14 protein-coding genes are annotated in these 15543 nt (G+C 63.8%); 6 read left to right on the top strand and 8 right to left on the bottom strand.

Annotated elements, in window-relative coordinates; translation table 11 throughout:
- The first annotated feature begins 45 nt into the window (after nucleotides 1–45).
- Entirely contained in the window at nucleotides 46–492 is a 447-nt protein-coding gene (locus tag QW881_RS14115) for a hypothetical protein (protein ID WP_315759733.1), read from the top strand.
- Nucleotides 493–536: 44 nt separating this feature from the next.
- Here the strand turns inward: QW881_RS14115 and QW881_RS32595 are convergent, their stop codons facing one another.
- Complete coding sequence (locus QW881_RS32595) at nucleotides 537–845, bottom strand: putative quinol monooxygenase (RefSeq protein ID WP_409999060.1); 309 nt, start codon at nucleotides 843–845, stop codon at nucleotides 537–539.
- Nucleotides 846–1195: 350 nt separating this feature from the next.
- On the opposite strand from QW881_RS32595, the gene QW881_RS14110 reads away from it, so the two are divergent.
- Together QW881_RS14110 and QW881_RS14105 are read left to right on the top strand one after the other, a co-directional pair.
- A complete protein-coding gene (locus QW881_RS14110) occupies nucleotides 1196–1570 on the top strand; it encodes a hypothetical protein (RefSeq protein ID WP_315759734.1) in 375 nt (124 codons plus the stop codon).
- A 265-nt stretch (nucleotides 1571–1835) separates the two neighbouring features.
- On the top strand, nucleotides 1836–2678 hold the full coding sequence (locus QW881_RS14105; protein ID WP_316158456.1) for a DNA adenine methylase: 843 nt from the start codon (nucleotides 1836–1838) through the stop codon (nucleotides 2676–2678).
- 75 nt (nucleotides 2679–2753) lie between these two features.
- Here QW881_RS14105 and QW881_RS14100 read toward each other — a convergent pair whose 3' ends face one another.
- From QW881_RS14100 to QW881_RS14080, 5 genes are all read right to left on the bottom strand, one after another.
- Nucleotides 2754–3167, bottom strand: a complete 414-nt coding sequence (locus QW881_RS14100) for a hypothetical protein (protein ID WP_316158455.1) — start codon at nucleotides 3165–3167, stop codon at nucleotides 2754–2756.
- A gap of 232 nt (nucleotides 3168–3399) precedes the next feature.
- Nucleotides 3400–4254, bottom strand: coding sequence for an SDR family NAD(P)-dependent oxidoreductase (locus tag QW881_RS14095; protein ID WP_315826138.1), 855 nt, complete (start codon nucleotides 4252–4254; stop codon nucleotides 3400–3402).
- 31 nt (nucleotides 4255–4285) lie between these two features.
- Nucleotides 4286–4981: an alpha/beta fold hydrolase gene (locus tag QW881_RS14090; RefSeq protein WP_315826139.1), complete on the bottom strand. Its 696-nt coding sequence runs from the start codon at nucleotides 4979–4981 to the stop codon at nucleotides 4286–4288.
- A 380-nt stretch (nucleotides 4982–5361) separates the two neighbouring features.
- Nucleotides 5362–6003, bottom strand: coding sequence for a hypothetical protein (locus tag QW881_RS14085; RefSeq protein WP_316158454.1), 642 nt, complete (start codon nucleotides 6001–6003; stop codon nucleotides 5362–5364).
- Nucleotides 6004–6676: 673 nt separating this feature from the next.
- On the bottom strand, nucleotides 6677–7390 hold the full coding sequence (locus tag QW881_RS14080; RefSeq protein WP_315757956.1) for a TetR/AcrR family transcriptional regulator: 714 nt from the start codon (nucleotides 7388–7390) through the stop codon (nucleotides 6677–6679).
- Nucleotides 7391–7552: 162 nt separating this feature from the next.
- Here QW881_RS14080 and QW881_RS14075 point away from each other — a divergent pair, with 162 nt between their 5' ends.
- On the top strand, nucleotides 7553–9832 hold the full coding sequence (locus QW881_RS14075) for an arylsulfatase (RefSeq protein ID WP_315757955.1): 2280 nt from the start codon (nucleotides 7553–7555) through the stop codon (nucleotides 9830–9832).
- Between the two features lie 18 nt (nucleotides 9833–9850).
- Here QW881_RS14075 and QW881_RS14070 read toward each other — a convergent pair whose 3' ends face one another.
- Nucleotides 9851–12997: an efflux RND transporter permease subunit gene (locus QW881_RS14070; protein WP_315757954.1), complete on the bottom strand. Its 3147-nt coding sequence runs from the start codon at nucleotides 12995–12997 to the stop codon at nucleotides 9851–9853.
- Entirely contained in the window at nucleotides 12994–14163 is a 1170-nt protein-coding gene (locus QW881_RS14065) for an efflux RND transporter periplasmic adaptor subunit (protein WP_316158453.1), read from the bottom strand. The genes QW881_RS14070 and QW881_RS14065 overlap by 4 nt, the downstream gene beginning before the upstream one ends.
- Before the next feature lie 158 nt (nucleotides 14164–14321).
- Here QW881_RS14065 and QW881_RS14060 point away from each other — a divergent pair, with 158 nt between their 5' ends.
- Both QW881_RS14060 and QW881_RS14055 read left to right on the top strand, forming a co-directional pair.
- Nucleotides 14322–14783, top strand: coding sequence for a MarR family transcriptional regulator (locus QW881_RS14060; RefSeq protein WP_315757952.1), 462 nt, complete (start codon nucleotides 14322–14324; stop codon nucleotides 14781–14783).
- Between the two features lie 379 nt (nucleotides 14784–15162).
- Nucleotides 15163–15423, top strand: coding sequence for a hypothetical protein (locus tag QW881_RS14055; protein WP_315739693.1), 261 nt, complete (start codon nucleotides 15163–15165; stop codon nucleotides 15421–15423).
- Nucleotides 15424–15543: the final 120 nt, after the last annotated feature.

Raw genomic sequence — 15543 nt, 5'->3', positions numbered from 1 at the left:
CCACCGCCGGCAAAGAGTGGCGACGATACGCGCAGCCTGATTGGTATGGTCTACACCAACGCCAGCGGGCAGTTTCAGCAGTCGACCCTCGTGCGCGGCGTCATCACTTGGCTCAATCGGCGGTCGTATGTGTTGACGACGGCGAACGCTAACTATGCGACGTCATCAGCCTATTTCTCCGAGGTGAGCACCAGCCTGCGGCTTTACTTCCTGGTGTGGCGCGATGAATCGGACGTGACAGTCTCGGCGGCCAGCGATCTGACCTATACCGATCAATGCAATGCCGGCATCGGCGTCGGCATTGACGGCACGACGCCATTGCCCGGCTATGGGGTTCCGTTGTTGAATAACGGCAATCACAACTGGGTTGCGGCTCCGGCGGCGGCGGCCGGCCTGTCCGAGGGGCTACACTACGCGACCGTGCTCGGCGGCACCAATGCCGGAACGCTCACCTACAACAATGCTGCCCTCACCTTGAGGGCGGCCGGCTAGCCCGGACAGGCGGCTGCCTCGGGCCATCAGGAGAAGCACGGCGTTCATACAGCGCGCGCAGCTGCAATGTCATAGGCGATGAACCTTCGCTCAATTAATCCGCAGCGACGTGCGACTGTCCTCCAAGGCTCAATATGAGGCGCTTTGAGGTGCCGCTCTAAAGTTTCATGACTAGGCCAGAGTTCAGAGAATCGGATCAGGCCGGGATCAAATGGATCCTCGCCGACGTCATATGCGACACAGCCGTCATTCTTGTAGGTGGCATCCACGAGCGCCCTCAGATGTGGACGCACTTCGTCCATCTGATCTGGAGGGAACCTAAGGATTCCAAATACAGCGATTGTTGCTTGCATACAGCATTCCTCTTGATTTCCACTATGCAGTGCAAATTGCCATAGTATTCGTGTGCGGACAATGTTGGGCGAGCGTCGGCGCGCAACTTCGGTTTCGGGTCAGTGGTGGACCAAGCAGATCCGACAGTAGCTCAAACCACGTGTGCAGTGCCCCGAAGCGGACGTTCTCGGAGCACTATAGCTCCTCAACACCCTGGACACCCAACAGAAGTTCGAGTCCTTCAGATTGGCCGAAGCTTGCGACCGAAGCCGGACTTTCTCTTTCAATTGCCGGAGACATGAAGCATGCGATCACTCATCGCAGCGAACGCGCGCGCGTTGGCGCGCGAGAGCCATCGGGGGACATTGTGATGGCGGTGCCGCTCGATCAGGGGGCGCTCACGCAGGAGGTGATGAACCTCAAGGATGGGCATGCGGAGCTGCGCAAGGAGTTCCGCATCCTCGACACCAAGATGGACAATGGCTTTGCGCTGCTGTCGCAGAAGCTGGACACGCGGAGCAAGATCGACTGGACGCCGATCAGCATCCTCGTCGGCTTCCTCCTGAGCATCGGCGGCGCGCTCTATTGGCCGGTGCGCGAGGCTCAATCGAAAACCGAGGCGCAGATCGAGAACATGCGGCGCGAGGACGAGGCGCGGGTGGTCAAGCTCTGGGACGAGCACAACCGCATCGCGCGCGATCTCGCTTATCTACAGGGGCAGATGCATCCGCTGCCGAGGCCGTGAGGCAGGGGGGATGCGACGAGGCGAGGTCGGTGATTTCGGCGTGCCAGCCGATTGCCCGCACCTTCGCATCTCTAACCGTCGATAGATCGCTGACTTGATCCTCGCCACGACGAGCCTCGTCCGTGGCGGGGGTCGGAGCGCGCCAACGCTCCAATCCGCGGGTCCTGCGTCAACAAGCCCCGCCCGACTACAGATCGCTCAACGCCGGCCCGCCTAACGGGAGATTTAGCGCGCGGCAGGTTTCGAAAACGTTGAGTGAAATCCCATGAGAGAAGAGAAGCGGTCGGTTGTGCCCGTTCGGCCGGCGGCGGCCTATATCGGCGGCAAGCGGCGTCTCGGCGAGTTGCTGGCGCGGCGCATCGAGGCGATCCATCACGACACCTATGCCGAGCCATTCATCGGCATGGGCGGCGTGTTCTTCCGCAGACGCTGGGCGCCGCGCCGCGAGGTCATCAACGACGTCTCGCGCGACGTCGTGACCCTGTTCCGAATTTTGCAACGGCATTATCCGCAATTTCTGGAGACGCTGAAATTCCAGGTGACGTCGCGCGCGGAGTTCGAGCGCCTGGCCGCGGCGAATTCCGACACGCTGACCGATCTGGAGCGCGCCGCGCGCTTCCTGTACCTGCAGCGCCTGGCCTTCGGTGGCAAGGTCGCGGGGCGCAATTTCGGTGTCGAGCCGACCGGCTCGGCGCGCTTCGACGTTACCAAGCTCGGCCCGCTGCTCGAAGCCATTCATGAGCGGCTCGGCGGCGTGGTCATCGAATGCCTGTCCTGGGCCGACTTCATCGCGCGCTACGACGGACCTGGCACGCTGTTCTATCTCGATCCACCTTATTGGGGCTGCGAGGCAGACTACGGCGCCGGCGTATTCTCGCGAGACGATTTCTCGCGCCTGGCCCAACGGCTCGGCGGCATTGCCGGCAAGTTCATGCTGTCGGTCAACGATGTGCCGGAGACGCGCGAGGTCTTCGCGGACTATGCAATCGAAGCCGTGACGACCCGCTACACCATCTCGGGCCAATGGTCCGACGTCGCCGAGATCCTGGTCACCGGCCCGTCGCCGGACCGCTTTGCGACCGCGCCGGATCTGTTGTCGATGGTGTGACGAAACGCTGGCTCGATTCTGGGCGCAAGGCGCATGGGGAGGCGCGCAAGCGCCTCCTCAGATTTGCTCAATACGTCAGTGCTCCCCTGGCCACCAGATCGAAGCCGGGTTTGCGGACGACATCTTCGTCTCACGCAGCGCGACAAGGACGCTCCGCTTGTAAGGATAGCCCCGCAGCCGCGAGCAGTCCTTGCAGCGCATGTAGCGCTCCAGCTCATGTATCGGGGTCGTCTTTGGTCGGCGAACGATGTCGAGCGCGACCGTCTGGTTGGTGTCGCAGCCGAGGCATCGGACCTCAAGAAAGCAAAAACCTGCGTTCAAGACGTCGCCAAGCATTGGGGAGGGTTGGGCTGGCCCCTTGAAGCCGAGCATGCGCTTGTTCCAGGCATCGCAGGCAAGCCGGTCAGCCTCCTTGCGCGCTTGGGCAGCGCGCTCCGCTGCCATGCGTACATCGGCGCCGTACAGCCGTTCCCGCGATTTGGTGCTCATGCCGCATGATCCCGCGGAATGCGGATCGCGGAAAGCCGCTAGGTCTTGCGGTGGAAACCGATCGAGCCACAAGCCGGTGAATCGCTCCCGGTGACCGAGCCAGGGGTGTGTACCTACAAAAGCAATGTCGGTTCCTGAAGCCCGAGCGGAAATCTTGTAAGCGGAGAGGGCATTCCTGCTTGTGACCCAAAGCGGACTTGCAACCACCGCGGACGGATGTCTTACGGGGGGCTCAGCCTTGCTGGACGATGTCATACCAGCGCGCCGCAATCATCTCCGGAGCTATTGGCTCAGGGCCGAAGTCGACGCCGGCGGCTCTGCTCCACTGGTCGCCCGAGAACCGTCCCCCCGCCGCACTTAGAACCACGCCGGACGCGTCGCAAGCTGGCGAAGCCAGAAAGATAACACCAGGGGCAACGAGCTCGGGTTTGAGTTCTGGCGCATGGCGACGCAATATCCGCGTTGCTGCAACTGGTGAGATCGCGTTGATACGGATGCCGGCATCCCGAGTCTCGGCGGCGATGCCAACCATCAGACCAAGTTGCGCCATCTTGCCGACTGCATAGCCGGTCAACCCCGGCACGTTATCAGCGACCCGTAATGCGCGGCCCGACGTGGTCAACACGACGCGTCCATAGGCTTGGCGGATCATATGAGGGATTGCCGACTGGAGCAGATGGAACGGTGCGTGCACACCAAGATTGACCATTCGGTTCCAGACTTGCGGCGTTGTCTCCTCTAGGGGTGCGAAGATTACCAGCCCGGCATTGTGAATCAGGACGTCGAGACGACCAAAGGTGTCCATCGTAAACTCGATGACGCGCTTGCATCCAATGGCTTCCTCCAGGTTCTCATGGCAGGCCACTGCGCTGCCGCCCGCGTCGACAATCTGACGCGCGACGCCATCTGCCACAGAGGGATCAAAGCCACTGCCATCCTTAGCAACGCCGGCATCATGGACGACGACGCGCGCACCACGGTTGGCAAGAAGATGCGCGTAGGCAGCTCCTAGACCGCGGCCCGCTCCGGTGACGACAGCCACCTGGTTATCGAAGCGAATTGTGGTTGAACGACTACGCTCCGTCACAGTACATCTCCTAATGGCCAAGCGGCATCAACTATGTCATGAGCGCGCCAAAGGCTTCGGCGACGGCTTGCGGGGCGGTCAGCATCGAGTAGTGCCCGCCTGGCACGTCCCCGCATTGCCAGCCTGCGGCTCGCGCGCGTTCCATGAGTCGATCATAGAGTGGGACGTGCGTCGACGATCGCAAGAACACACGCCTAATACGAGCGGCGGTTGGGGATCGCAGCCGTACAGGATCCTCGAAAGAGCGCAGAGGATGCGGCGTCAGCTTCTGAGCGGCCCAGATGTTGATGTCGTCCGGCACATCCAGAGATGAGGGTGGCGGCACGCGCCATCCGTCGCCCGTCTCGCGAGCCGTGGCTCGAATACGGTCCGCCCATTCGGACCCCAGCACGTCATTATTCGACTGACCATCCTGCGGGATAGAAGCGTCGAGAAAAACCAGGCAGCTCACTCGATCGGGCAGCTGTTCAGCAACCGCGCTGATGACAGTGCCGCCGTAGCTATGGCCAACAAGCGTGACGTTGCGGAGGGCCCTGTCGCTCAACAGCGACACGACGTCAGAAACGTGGGCATCAAGCCCAATATCAGGGTTGAGCAGATTAGCCCGCTCGCCAAGGCCCGGCAGCGTGATGGCGATCGACTGCCAACCCGCCTCGTCCAGCCGGCGTGTCACTTCGCGCCAGCACCATTCGCCGAGCCACGCACCTGGGATGAGGATAAAGGTCACAATACCAGTCTAAGAGCTGGCCCGCGTCCTCGCAACTCTCCGAAATGCAGCAGCCACCAGCATGCTGACCTCGACTTTCAAGAGCTGAAGAACACGATAATCGGCCCGCTGTACCTGGGCCTCGTTTGATGCCGATCACCCCGGGAATCGGTCCATTTTTGCACGCCAATTCCATCGATAACTGGGCGGCTCTACTCGCGGCCTACTTCATTCTCTTGTCCGCTGTTGGCCCATTTCGGACCTTCCGGTCGGCGCGACCAACGTCCGCTGTTGGGGCACAACCGGAAGTGACCCTACGGCAGGATCGAAAGGCGGCTTGTGACCCGAAGCGGTCATTACGATTACCGGAAACTTCTGACCATGATTTGACTCGGGGACGATCAGAAATTGGCCCGTATGGGGTGCCCCCGCTCACCCCAAAAAACAAACCAGCGCCCCGCAGCGCGCACAATATCGAGCTGCTGCGCCAAAGGCAGAGGCTCAGCTGATCTGACAAGGCCGATACGTGAAAGAATTCTCCGGGGCGCAACGCGGGGCGACGTCTCGGCCGCGTCTGCCGCCGCGACGAGTGCTCGTCCGTACTGAATCGCCGCCTCGGGAAACTTATGTTCCCACGCTGCTTCCAGCAATCCCTCGTCGAGCACGTTGCCGCAGCTCTTCAGGAGCTCGCCGCGAAAACTGGTCTCGTCGACGCCGTCGTACAGGCTGCCATTGGAATAGTTTGGCACGCCGTCGCATTTCATAAGCCTTAACACGTAGTAGCCGGAGAATTCCGTTAGAGTAGCTGCTACTTCCTCGGGCGTTCTTGCCTTCCGAGCCTCGATGATCCACGCGTCCGCCGCCGCATCAAGACCGACCCGTGGGGCGCCGATACGTTCATATCCGGGAACGCTGATCAAGTTGAAACGGGCGATCTCTGCCTCCGATAGCTGACTATCGGAGAATGCGCGCTCCAACAGATGTCGCCATTCCCCTTCATGGCCAGGCCGGGCGCAACCTTCCACAACGAGGTCGAGACCCATACCCCCCCCAATTGAACACGATTGAATCGTCGAAGCAGAGATAGCACAGCCAATACTGTCGTTGCATAGCGGCTTCAATTCCACTTCTTCTGATGATCATTAGCTATAAGCGCGTTCCAGCTATAGTTCCGGAGGTTCGGATATGGCACATCGGCGACCTGCAATGGTCCCCGCCGCTTGTGCCGGTGTTGAGGCATGAGCGGACAAACTAAGCCCCCGACTTTTGAGCGCGTTGCCGATCGTGTCCCGGAGCGCAACTGAGCGCGGAGTTCACCACGTTCGCCGGTATGGCCAGATCGTCAACTGGCGATAGTCGGGAAGCTACAGTTGGATCATCGCTCAGGAGGGACGAAATCCAACCGATCGGGTTTTGCAAACCCGCAAAAAGTGCTGGGAAATCAACAGGGCGAAATCAGGGGTGTTTGCAAAACGGGGTGAGTGTTTTCAACGAGTTAGCCCGGAATGCGTTAGGCTACCGTTACACCATTCCCCAACGGAATGCCCTGCAGTTTCAAGCAATTGCCGGACTGTCTGGCACCGTTTTGCGCGCCGGCCGGCAAAGCAGGGCCGCGGCGACGGGTCCTTCTACCCGCATGTCTCAGGCTTTGGCAAGCTGCTGGATGACGGATTTCCAACGTGGTCTGGCCGCCGCCGCGCCACGGGCCGGCAGGGTCTAGCGCCCGCCTCTCGCGGCCTGCGGCTTTCGCGGCACGCCGTTCGGGCCGGCGCCGAGCAGCAGGACCAGGCAGGCGCCGAGCCGTTCCGCGATCTCGTCATCGTCGATCGACAGCGGGCCGGGATCGTTGAGGATGGCGTTCACCAGGGTGCCGAGCACGACCTGGACGCCGAACGCGACCGTCTTTCGCGCGTCCGTTGTCCCCGACCGCGCGCGCGACGCCGTGCCGACGCCCTGGCCCGCGGGCAGCAAGAGCAGCGCCGCACGCTCCGAGAGCGCCTGCGCCAGCTCCTTGAAGCCGCTCCAGTCGTTCGGTCCGTGCTCGCTGCGCACGAGCGCGGCGCGCAGCACGCCCTTGTGGCGGCGCATCCACAGCACGGTGCCGCGCACCAGCAGATGGCACTGCTGGTCAAGATCGCCCCCGTGGACGGGACCGGGCGGCGGGAGTCTCAGGAGCTGGTCCCTGCCGTCCGCCAGGGTGAGCGCGAGCAGGGCGTTGAAGTAGGCTTCCTTGCTGTCGAACCGGCTGTAGAACGCGCCGACCGTTGCACCGATATGCGCACAGAGATCGCTGATCGACAGCTCCGCGAGGCTGCGCGTACGCAGCAACTCCGCACCGGCCGTCAGCAGGGCGAGCGTCGTCTCGCGGCTGCGCTGCTGCCGCGACGGCGTGACGCCCGGCAGGTGGTCCGGCGCGATCCGCTGGGGCATGCCGCTTGTCTCCGTCTAGAACAATAATAATAACTATGATTATGATCTGAGGCAAGCGCGGCCGGGCCGCCCGGTACGGGGCTTTGCGGATCCCGGCGCAATCAACAATAGCGCTCGCGCCGTCCGCCAGGCGGGCCGAGGCGAGCAGCAGGGAGGACAAGCATGAGCGAGCCCGCATTCGGTGGCACGATCGGCAAGACCATCGCAGGCTCAAAACCCTGGTGGCCGGCGCCGCAGCAGCCGCCGAAGGGCGCGCCCAACATCCTGGTGGTGCTGTTCGACGATGTCGGCTTCTCCGATTTCGGCTGCTACGGCGCGTCGATCCGCACCCCCGCGATCGATGGGCTGGCCGCGCAGGGCCTGCGCTATTCCGGCTTCCACACCACAGCGATGTGCTCGACCACGCGGGCGGCACTCCTGACCGGCCGCAACCATCATTCGGTCGGCGTCGGCTGTCTGGCCAATTTCGACTCGGGCTATCCCGGCTATCGCGGCAAGATCGCGCGCGAGGCGGGGACGCTGGCGGAGATGCTGCGCACCCATGCCTATCGCAACTACATGGTCGGCAAGTGGCACGTGACGCCCTTGACCGAGAGCGGCGCGACCGGGCCGTTCGACGGCTGGCCGCTGGGGCGCGGCTTCGACCGCTTCTATGGCTTCCTCGACGCCGAGACCGATCAATATGCGCCGGAGCTCGTGCTCGACAACACCCATGTCAGCCCGCCCGGCAGCTACGCCGACGGCTATCACCTGACTGCCGATCTGGTCGATCAGGCGATCCGCTTCATCGCCGACCACACTGCCGACCGGCCCGAGCTGCCATGGCTGACCTGGCTCGCGCTGGGCGCCTGCCACGCGCCGCATCAGGCGCCGCACGACATCATCGAGAGCTACGACGCGGTCTTCGCCCATGGCTGGGACGCCGAGCGCGCGCAGCGGCTGGCGCGGCAGCAGGCGATGGGGCTGGTGCCGGAGGTCACGGATCTGCCGCCGCGCAATGACGGCGTGAAGCCCTGGGAGGCCCATTCCGAGGATGAGCGGCGCGTCTTCACCCGGCTGCAATCGGCCTTCGCCGGCATGCTCGATCATGCCGACCAGCATCTGGCGCGGCTGCTCGCCTTTCTCGACAAGACCGGCCAGCGCGACAACACGCTCGTGATCGTCATGTCGGACAATGGCGCCAGCCAGGAGGGCGGGCCGCTCGGCTTCGTCAACGCGATGGGACCGTTCAATTTCAAGCCGGAGCCGATCGCCGAGAAGCTCGCGCGAATCGACGACATCGGCGGGCCGGATACGCACTCGAACTTCCCGCATGGCTGGGCGATGGCGTCGAACACGCCGCTGCGCCGCTACAAGCAGAACACCCATGGCGGCGGCATCCGCGATCCCTTCATCCTCTCATGGCCGAAGCGGATCGCGGCGCGCGGCGAGTTGCGCCATCAGTTCGTCCACGCCTGCGATCTGGTTCCGACTTTGCTGGAACTGATCGGCATCGAGGCGCCGGCCGCAATCGCCGGCGTGCCGCAGATGCCGTTGGAAGGCGTGAGCTTCGCCGCATCGATCGTCGATCCCGCCGCGCCGTCGAAGCCGGCGCCGCAATATTTCGAGATGTTCGGCCATCGCGGCCTCTGGTACGACGGCTGGAAGGCGGTGGCCTTTCACCCGGCGGGCACGCCGTTCGACAACGATAGATGGGAGCTGTTCCACCTCGCGCAGGACTTCTCCGAGACGCACGATCTCGCGGCCGAGCAGCCGGAGCGGCTCGCGACGCTGGTGAAGCTGTGGTGGGAGCAGGCGGAGGCGCATCAGGTGCTGCCGCTCGACGATCGTTTCGGCCCGCGCTTTGCCGCGAACGCGGCGCGTTTCCACGGCGCGCGCACGCGCTTTACGTTCCACGCCGGCATGGGCCATGTGCCGACCGACGTCGCGCCCGACGTGCGCAGCCGCGACTATCTGATCGAGGCCCATGTCGAGATCGATGCGGAGGGCGCATCAGGCGTGCTGATCGCCCATGGCGATGCCACGTCAGGCTACAGCCTCTACGTCAAGGACGGCCATCTCGTGCACGATCTCAACATCGGCGGCCGCCACGAGATCATCAGCTCGATCCGCCCGGTGCCGGCGGGATCGCATCGCCTGGGCCTGCGCGTCGAACGTCTCAGGCGGCAGACCGAGCCGGCCAAGGGGGCGCGCACCGGCATGAGCCAGTACACGTTGCTGATCGACGGCGAGGAGGCCGGCGCGCTGACGACGCAGCTCGCCTTCCACACGCTGATCTCCTGGTCGGGGCTCGACATCGGCCATGACCGCGGCAGCCCGGTGTCGGACTACGCGGCGCCGTTCGCGTTCACCGGACGGCTCTCGCACGTGACCGTGACGATGCAGGACGAGCAGAGCCTGGACGGCGAGGGCGTGGCCAACGCGGAGATGGCGCGGCAGTAGGCGACAAGAAGCGGCGGATTATTCCGCCGCTTCCTTGACCGGACCTGCCGCTGCGGTCTCGGGCTCGTGGTCGATATGCGTGCGGCCCCAGCGCGCGAAGGCGTTGTTGACCTTGTCGAGATAGAGATAGACCACCGGCGTCGTGAACAGCGTCAGCATCTGGCTGACGATGAGGCCGCCGACCATCGCATAGCCGAGCGGCTGGCGGATCTCCGAGCCGGTGCCGTTGCCGAGCATCAGGGGCACACCGCCGAGCAGCGCGGCCATGGTCGTCATCATGATCGGACGGAAGCGCAGCAGGGCGGCCTGGCGGATCGACTGCTCCGGCGGCAGATGCTGGTCGCGTTCGGCGGCGATGGCGAAGTCGACCATCATGATGCCGTTCTTCTTCACGATGCCGATCAGCAGGATGACGCCGATCAGCGCAATCAGGCTGAAATCGTAGCCGAACGCCATCAGGATCGCGAGCGCGCCGACGCCGGCCGACGGCAGGGTCGACAGGATCGTGATCGGGTGGATGTAGCTCTCGTAGAGGATGCCGAGGATCAGATAGACCACGACGAGCGCCGCGAGGATCAGCAGCGGCACGGTCGACAGCGACTGTTGGAACGCCTGCGCGGTGCCCTGGAAGCTCGAGTTCAAGGTCGCCGGCGCGCCGAGCTCGACCATCGCGCGCTGCACCGCATCGGTGGCCTGGCCGAGCGCGACGCCCTGGGCGAGGTTGAAGCTGATCGTGATCGACGGGAACTGGCCCTGGTGGCTGATCGACAGCGGCCGCACCGGCACGTTGGTCCAGCTGGCGAAGGTCGAGAGCGGCACCTGGTCGCCGGTGGTCGGCGATTTCACGTAGAGCTTGTTGAGCGTGTCGATGTTGCCCTGCAGCTCAGGCAGGATCTCCAGGATCACGCGGTAGGAGTTGAGCTGGGTGAAGTACTGCGCGACCTGGCGCTGGCCGAACGCGTCATACAGCGTGTCATCGATCAGCTGCGGCGAGATGCCGTACCGCGAGGCGGTGTCGCGGTTGATCGTGAGCTGCACGGTGGTGCCGTCGGCCTGCTGGTCGGTGGCGACGTCGCGCAGCTGCGGCAGCGAACGCATCTTCTCAAGGATCTTCGGCGCCCATTCGTTCAGCTCTGCGACGTTGGGATCCTGCAAGGTGAACTCGAACTGGGTGCGGGACGGGCGGCCGCCGAGCCGGATGTCCTGCGCTGCCTGCATGTAGAGCCGCGCACCCTCGACCTTCTCGAGCTGCGGCCGCAGGCGGGTGATGATCTGCTGCGCCGTCGCGTTGCGCTCCTCGCGCGGCTTCAGCGTGATGAACATGTTGCCGTTGTTGCCGGCGCGGCCGGAGCCGCCGATTGCCATGGCCACGCTGGCGACGTCGTGATCGGCCATTACGATGTTGGCGAGCGCCTCCTGGCGCGACTGCATCGCCTTGAACGAGATGTCCTGGGAGGCCTCCGAGGTCGCGGTGATCAGGCCGACGTCCTGCTGCGGGAAGAAGCCCTTCGGGATCAGGATGAACAGATAGACCGACAATCCGAGCGTGGCGAAGAACACCATCAAGGTGGCGAAGCGCCAGCGCAGCGCCAGATCGAGCCCCTTCTCATAGGCGCGCAGCATCGCGTCGAACGCGGCCTCGCTCCACTGGTAGAACTTGCCGTGCTGCGCGGCGTGCTCGTTGCGCAGGAAGCGCGAGGCCATCATCGGCGTCAGGGTCAGCGACACGAACATCGAGACGAAGATGGTCATCGCCAGCACGACCGCGAACTCACGGAACAGTCGGCCGATGATGCCGCCCATCAGCAGCAGCGGGATCAGCACCGCGACCAGCGAGATCGAGATCGACACGATGGTGAAGCCGATCTCCTTGGCGCCCTTGTAGGCGGCGGCCATCGGCGATTCGCCTTCCTCGACATAACGCGAGATGTTCTCGAGCATGACGATGGCGTCGTCGACCACGAAGCCCACCGCGATCGTCAGTGCCATCAGCGACAGATTGTCGAGCGTGTAGCCAACCCCCCACATCATCGCGCAGGCGCCGAGCAACGCCAGCGGCACTGTGATGGTCGGGATCACCGTCGCCCAGAAGCTGCGCAGGAAGATGAAGATGACCATCACCACCAGGAAGATGGTCAGGATCAGCGTGAACTGAACGTCCTCAACGGCGGCGCGGATGGTGGTGGTGCGGTCGGAGATGAGATCGATCTTGATCGCCGGTGGGATCGCCGCGACCAGCCGCGGCAACAGCCCCTTGATGCGGTCAACGGTCTCGATGACGTTGGCGCCGGGCTGCTTGAAGATCACCAGGAACACGCCGCGCTTGCCATTGGCCCAAGCCGCCTGCTTGGCGTCCTCGGCCCCGGTCACAGCCTTGCCGATGTCGCGGATGCGCAGCGGGCCGCCATTGCGGTAGGCGATGATGACGTCGTTCCAGTCCTTCGACTCGGTGAGCTGGTCGTTGGCGTAGATCGTGTAGGCCCGCCGCTCGCCGTCGATGTTGCCCTTGGGCGCGTCGACCGTGGTGATCGCGATCTGGCTGCGCACATCCTCCATCGACAGCCCCTTGGCGACGAGCTTGGCCGGGTCGATCTGGATGCGGATGGATGGTTTCTGCTGGCCGCCGATGATCACCTGGGCGACGCCCGCGATCTGGCTGATCTGCTGGGCGAGACCGGCGTCGACCGCGTCGCTGACGCTGGTCAGCGGCAGCGTCTCCGAGGTTGCCGACAGCAGCAGGATCGGCGAGTCCGCCGGGTTGACCTTGCGGTAGGTCGGCGGCGACGGCAGATTCTTCGGCAGCTGGCCGGAGGCGGCATTGATTGCACCTTGGACGTCGTTAGCGGCGCCGTCGATGCTGCGATTGAGGTCGAACTGGATCGTGACCGATGCGGTGCCCAGGTAGCTGGTCGAGGTCATCTGGGCGATGCCCGGGATCTGGGCGAACTGCCGTTCCAGCGGCTGGGCGACCGAGGTTGCCATGGTCTCGGGGCTGCCGCCTGGCAGGTTCGCCGTGACCTGAATGGTCGGGAAGTCGACCTGCGGCAGCGGTGCGACCGGCAGCAGGGGGTAGGCGACGAGGCCGATGAACAGGATACCTGCCATCAGCAGCGAGGTGCCGATGGGGTATTTGATGAAGGGTGCCGAGATGCCGCCGCCGTTCATTCCTGCCGGACCTTAGCTGGCGCCAGCTCCGAGCTGGCCACCGCGGTGGTCACGACCGAGCCTGGCTGCACTTTGAATTGACCGCCCGTGATCACCTGCTGGCCGGGGGTCAGTCCCTCTTCGACGACGGTACGGCCATCGATCGAAACGCCGACCTTCACCTTGCGCAGCTCGGCCTTGTTGTCCGGGCTCACCGTGTAGGAATACAGCCCGTTGGTCGAATGCTGGACGGCGTCGTCGGGAACCACCGTGGCATCCTTCAGCGTCCGCACCAGGAGCCGCGTCGACACCGACTGTCCAGGCCACAGCACGTGGTCCTTGTTGTCGAACACCGCCTTCAGCCGGATCGTTCCACTCGACGTGTCGACCTGGTTGTTCACGACCATCAGCTTGCCTTCGGCGAGCTGTTTCCTGCCGTCGGTGGTGAACGCGATCACCTTCAGGGCAGCAACCTTCTGCGCCTCGTTGATATAGGGCAACTGCTCCTCCGGCGCGGTGAAGATCACCGCAATCGGCTCGATCTGCGCGATCGAAACGATGCCGGTCTGGGTCGAGGCATTGACGATGTTGCCGATGTCGACCTGGCGCAGGCCGGCGACGCCGGAGATCGGCGCCTTGACCTGCGTGTAGCTGAGCTGGGTCTGGGCATTGGCGATCGCGGCGTCGTCGGCTGCGATCTGAGCGGTGAGCTGCGCGACGGTGGCGCGCTGCGTGTCCTGCTGCTGCCGGGTCGCGAACTCGCCGAGCTTGGTGGTGCGCTGCAGGTCGAGATTGGCGTTGTTGAGATTGGCCTCGTCCTGCGCCCGCTTGGCCTTGGCCTGGTCGAGCGCGGCCTGGAACGGCCGCGGGTCGATCTCGACCAGCAGGTCGCCCTCGTTCACGAGCTGGCCTTCGGTGAAGGCGATCTTGTCGATCTGGCCGTCGACGCGGGTCCGGACCTGGACGGTGTTGAAGCCTTGCACGGTCCCCAGGCCGGTGAGGAAGACCGGGAAGTCCGTCTTCTGGACCAGCACGGTCGAGACTCGAACGGCCTGCGGCCCGGCCGATTTCTGTGCAGCCGTCTTCTTCGCTGCCTCAGCGCCCTGATAGCGCTGCCAGCCGTAATAGCCGGCGCCGCCGAGAGCCGCCAGCAGCAGGATCCAACCTATGGTTCGCGATGTCTTCATGCTGGCCCACATGCTGAGACGAACAGGATAACCGGTCTTTAAAACCATTCCCAGCACGCCAGATATAGTACGCACGCAATTAATGTGTAAACACACGAGCGCGTGGACAAACCTAAACAATCGGCAAGCTTCGAGGGATCGCAAGGGAGTTCACAGCCATGTCGCTGGATATGAGACGTCAGCTCGTTGCGCAGCTTGTCGAAAGCTCGCGCATCCTGCGCAACTATATTGATCATCGTGCCAAACAGCGCGGCACGACCCGCGCACAATGGGTGGTGCTGTTTCGGCTGCGCGCGCATGAGGGGATGTCACAGGTCGATCTCGCAGAAGTGCTGGAACTGCAGCCCATCTCGCTGGTGCGTCTGCTCGACAAGCTGGTCGAGCAGGGGCTGCTGGAGCGCCGGCACGATCCGAGGGATCGCCGCGCGAACCGTCTCCATCTCACCGCCGCGGGACGAAAGCTCGTCGATGATCTCGACGAGCTGCGCGATGCGATTGCCGGCGAGGTTCTGCACGACATTCCGGACGAGGCCGTCGCGACCAGCCTGTCCACGCTCAGGGACCTGAAGGATCGGATCAAGACGCTATCCGATCCGAAAGCCGAGGTCGCGCTCAAATAGCCGAGCCGCAGCGCGGACCGTCTTGATCCCATCTTGAGTTGCGTTGTTCTACTAAAACATCTTGAGTGCGAAAAATGGCGCAGAAGCTTGCCATTGCCGCCGTGCGGCCTGCGCGAGAGCAGGGCGGTCTGCGGCATTCCTCTGCCGCGATCGTCGGCCAGCGCGCCGCGCCGGATCTGTCGCCGACCGCGCGGGTCTCTCGTGCGAAAGCCGCACTCCGACCTATTCTCGCCGTCTTGTCGCGCCCGATGGGAGCTGATTAGAAGCCGATGAGTCCGGCCGCCGTCATGGCGCCGTCGGGCAGGGGCAGGATTCAACCGGAGCGAGGCTGCGTCGCCCGACGATGCGCCGTGCGACGATAGCGAATGGGGAGCTCACGATGGAAGAACTGAATGGAAAGATGCTCGCGTGCCAGATCCTGGTCACCGGCCTGATCGCGCGCGTCGCCAACGAGCAGCGCGATCCCTTGCGCTTCCTGACCGATTTTCGCGATGAGATCAGGGCCGTCGTCAAGGGCGTGCGGATCGCGGGGGTCGATGATTCCGATCGCGTGCGCCAGATCGCGGTGCAGACCGTGGACGAGCTGTTCTCGCTGATGAAGCCGCCGAGCAGCGACGAGCCGGCTGGCTCGTCGAACTGACAAGCGCAGCGATTCGACGGCAGCGCGAGTCAATTCGCGCTGTTTAGAACGATTTCAAGTTCCGCATGTTGTTAGTTGAGCGTTTTAGAATTGTTTTGATCTGGAACTATTCAAGGCCAA

The sequence above is a fragment of the Bradyrhizobium sp. SZCCHNS3016 genome (assembly GCF_032484535.1).
Classification (GTDB): Bacteria; Pseudomonadota; Alphaproteobacteria; order Rhizobiales; family Xanthobacteraceae; genus Bradyrhizobium.
Note: the sequence above shows the minus strand (reverse complement) of the source record. Positions and strands in the feature narration are given on the sequence as shown.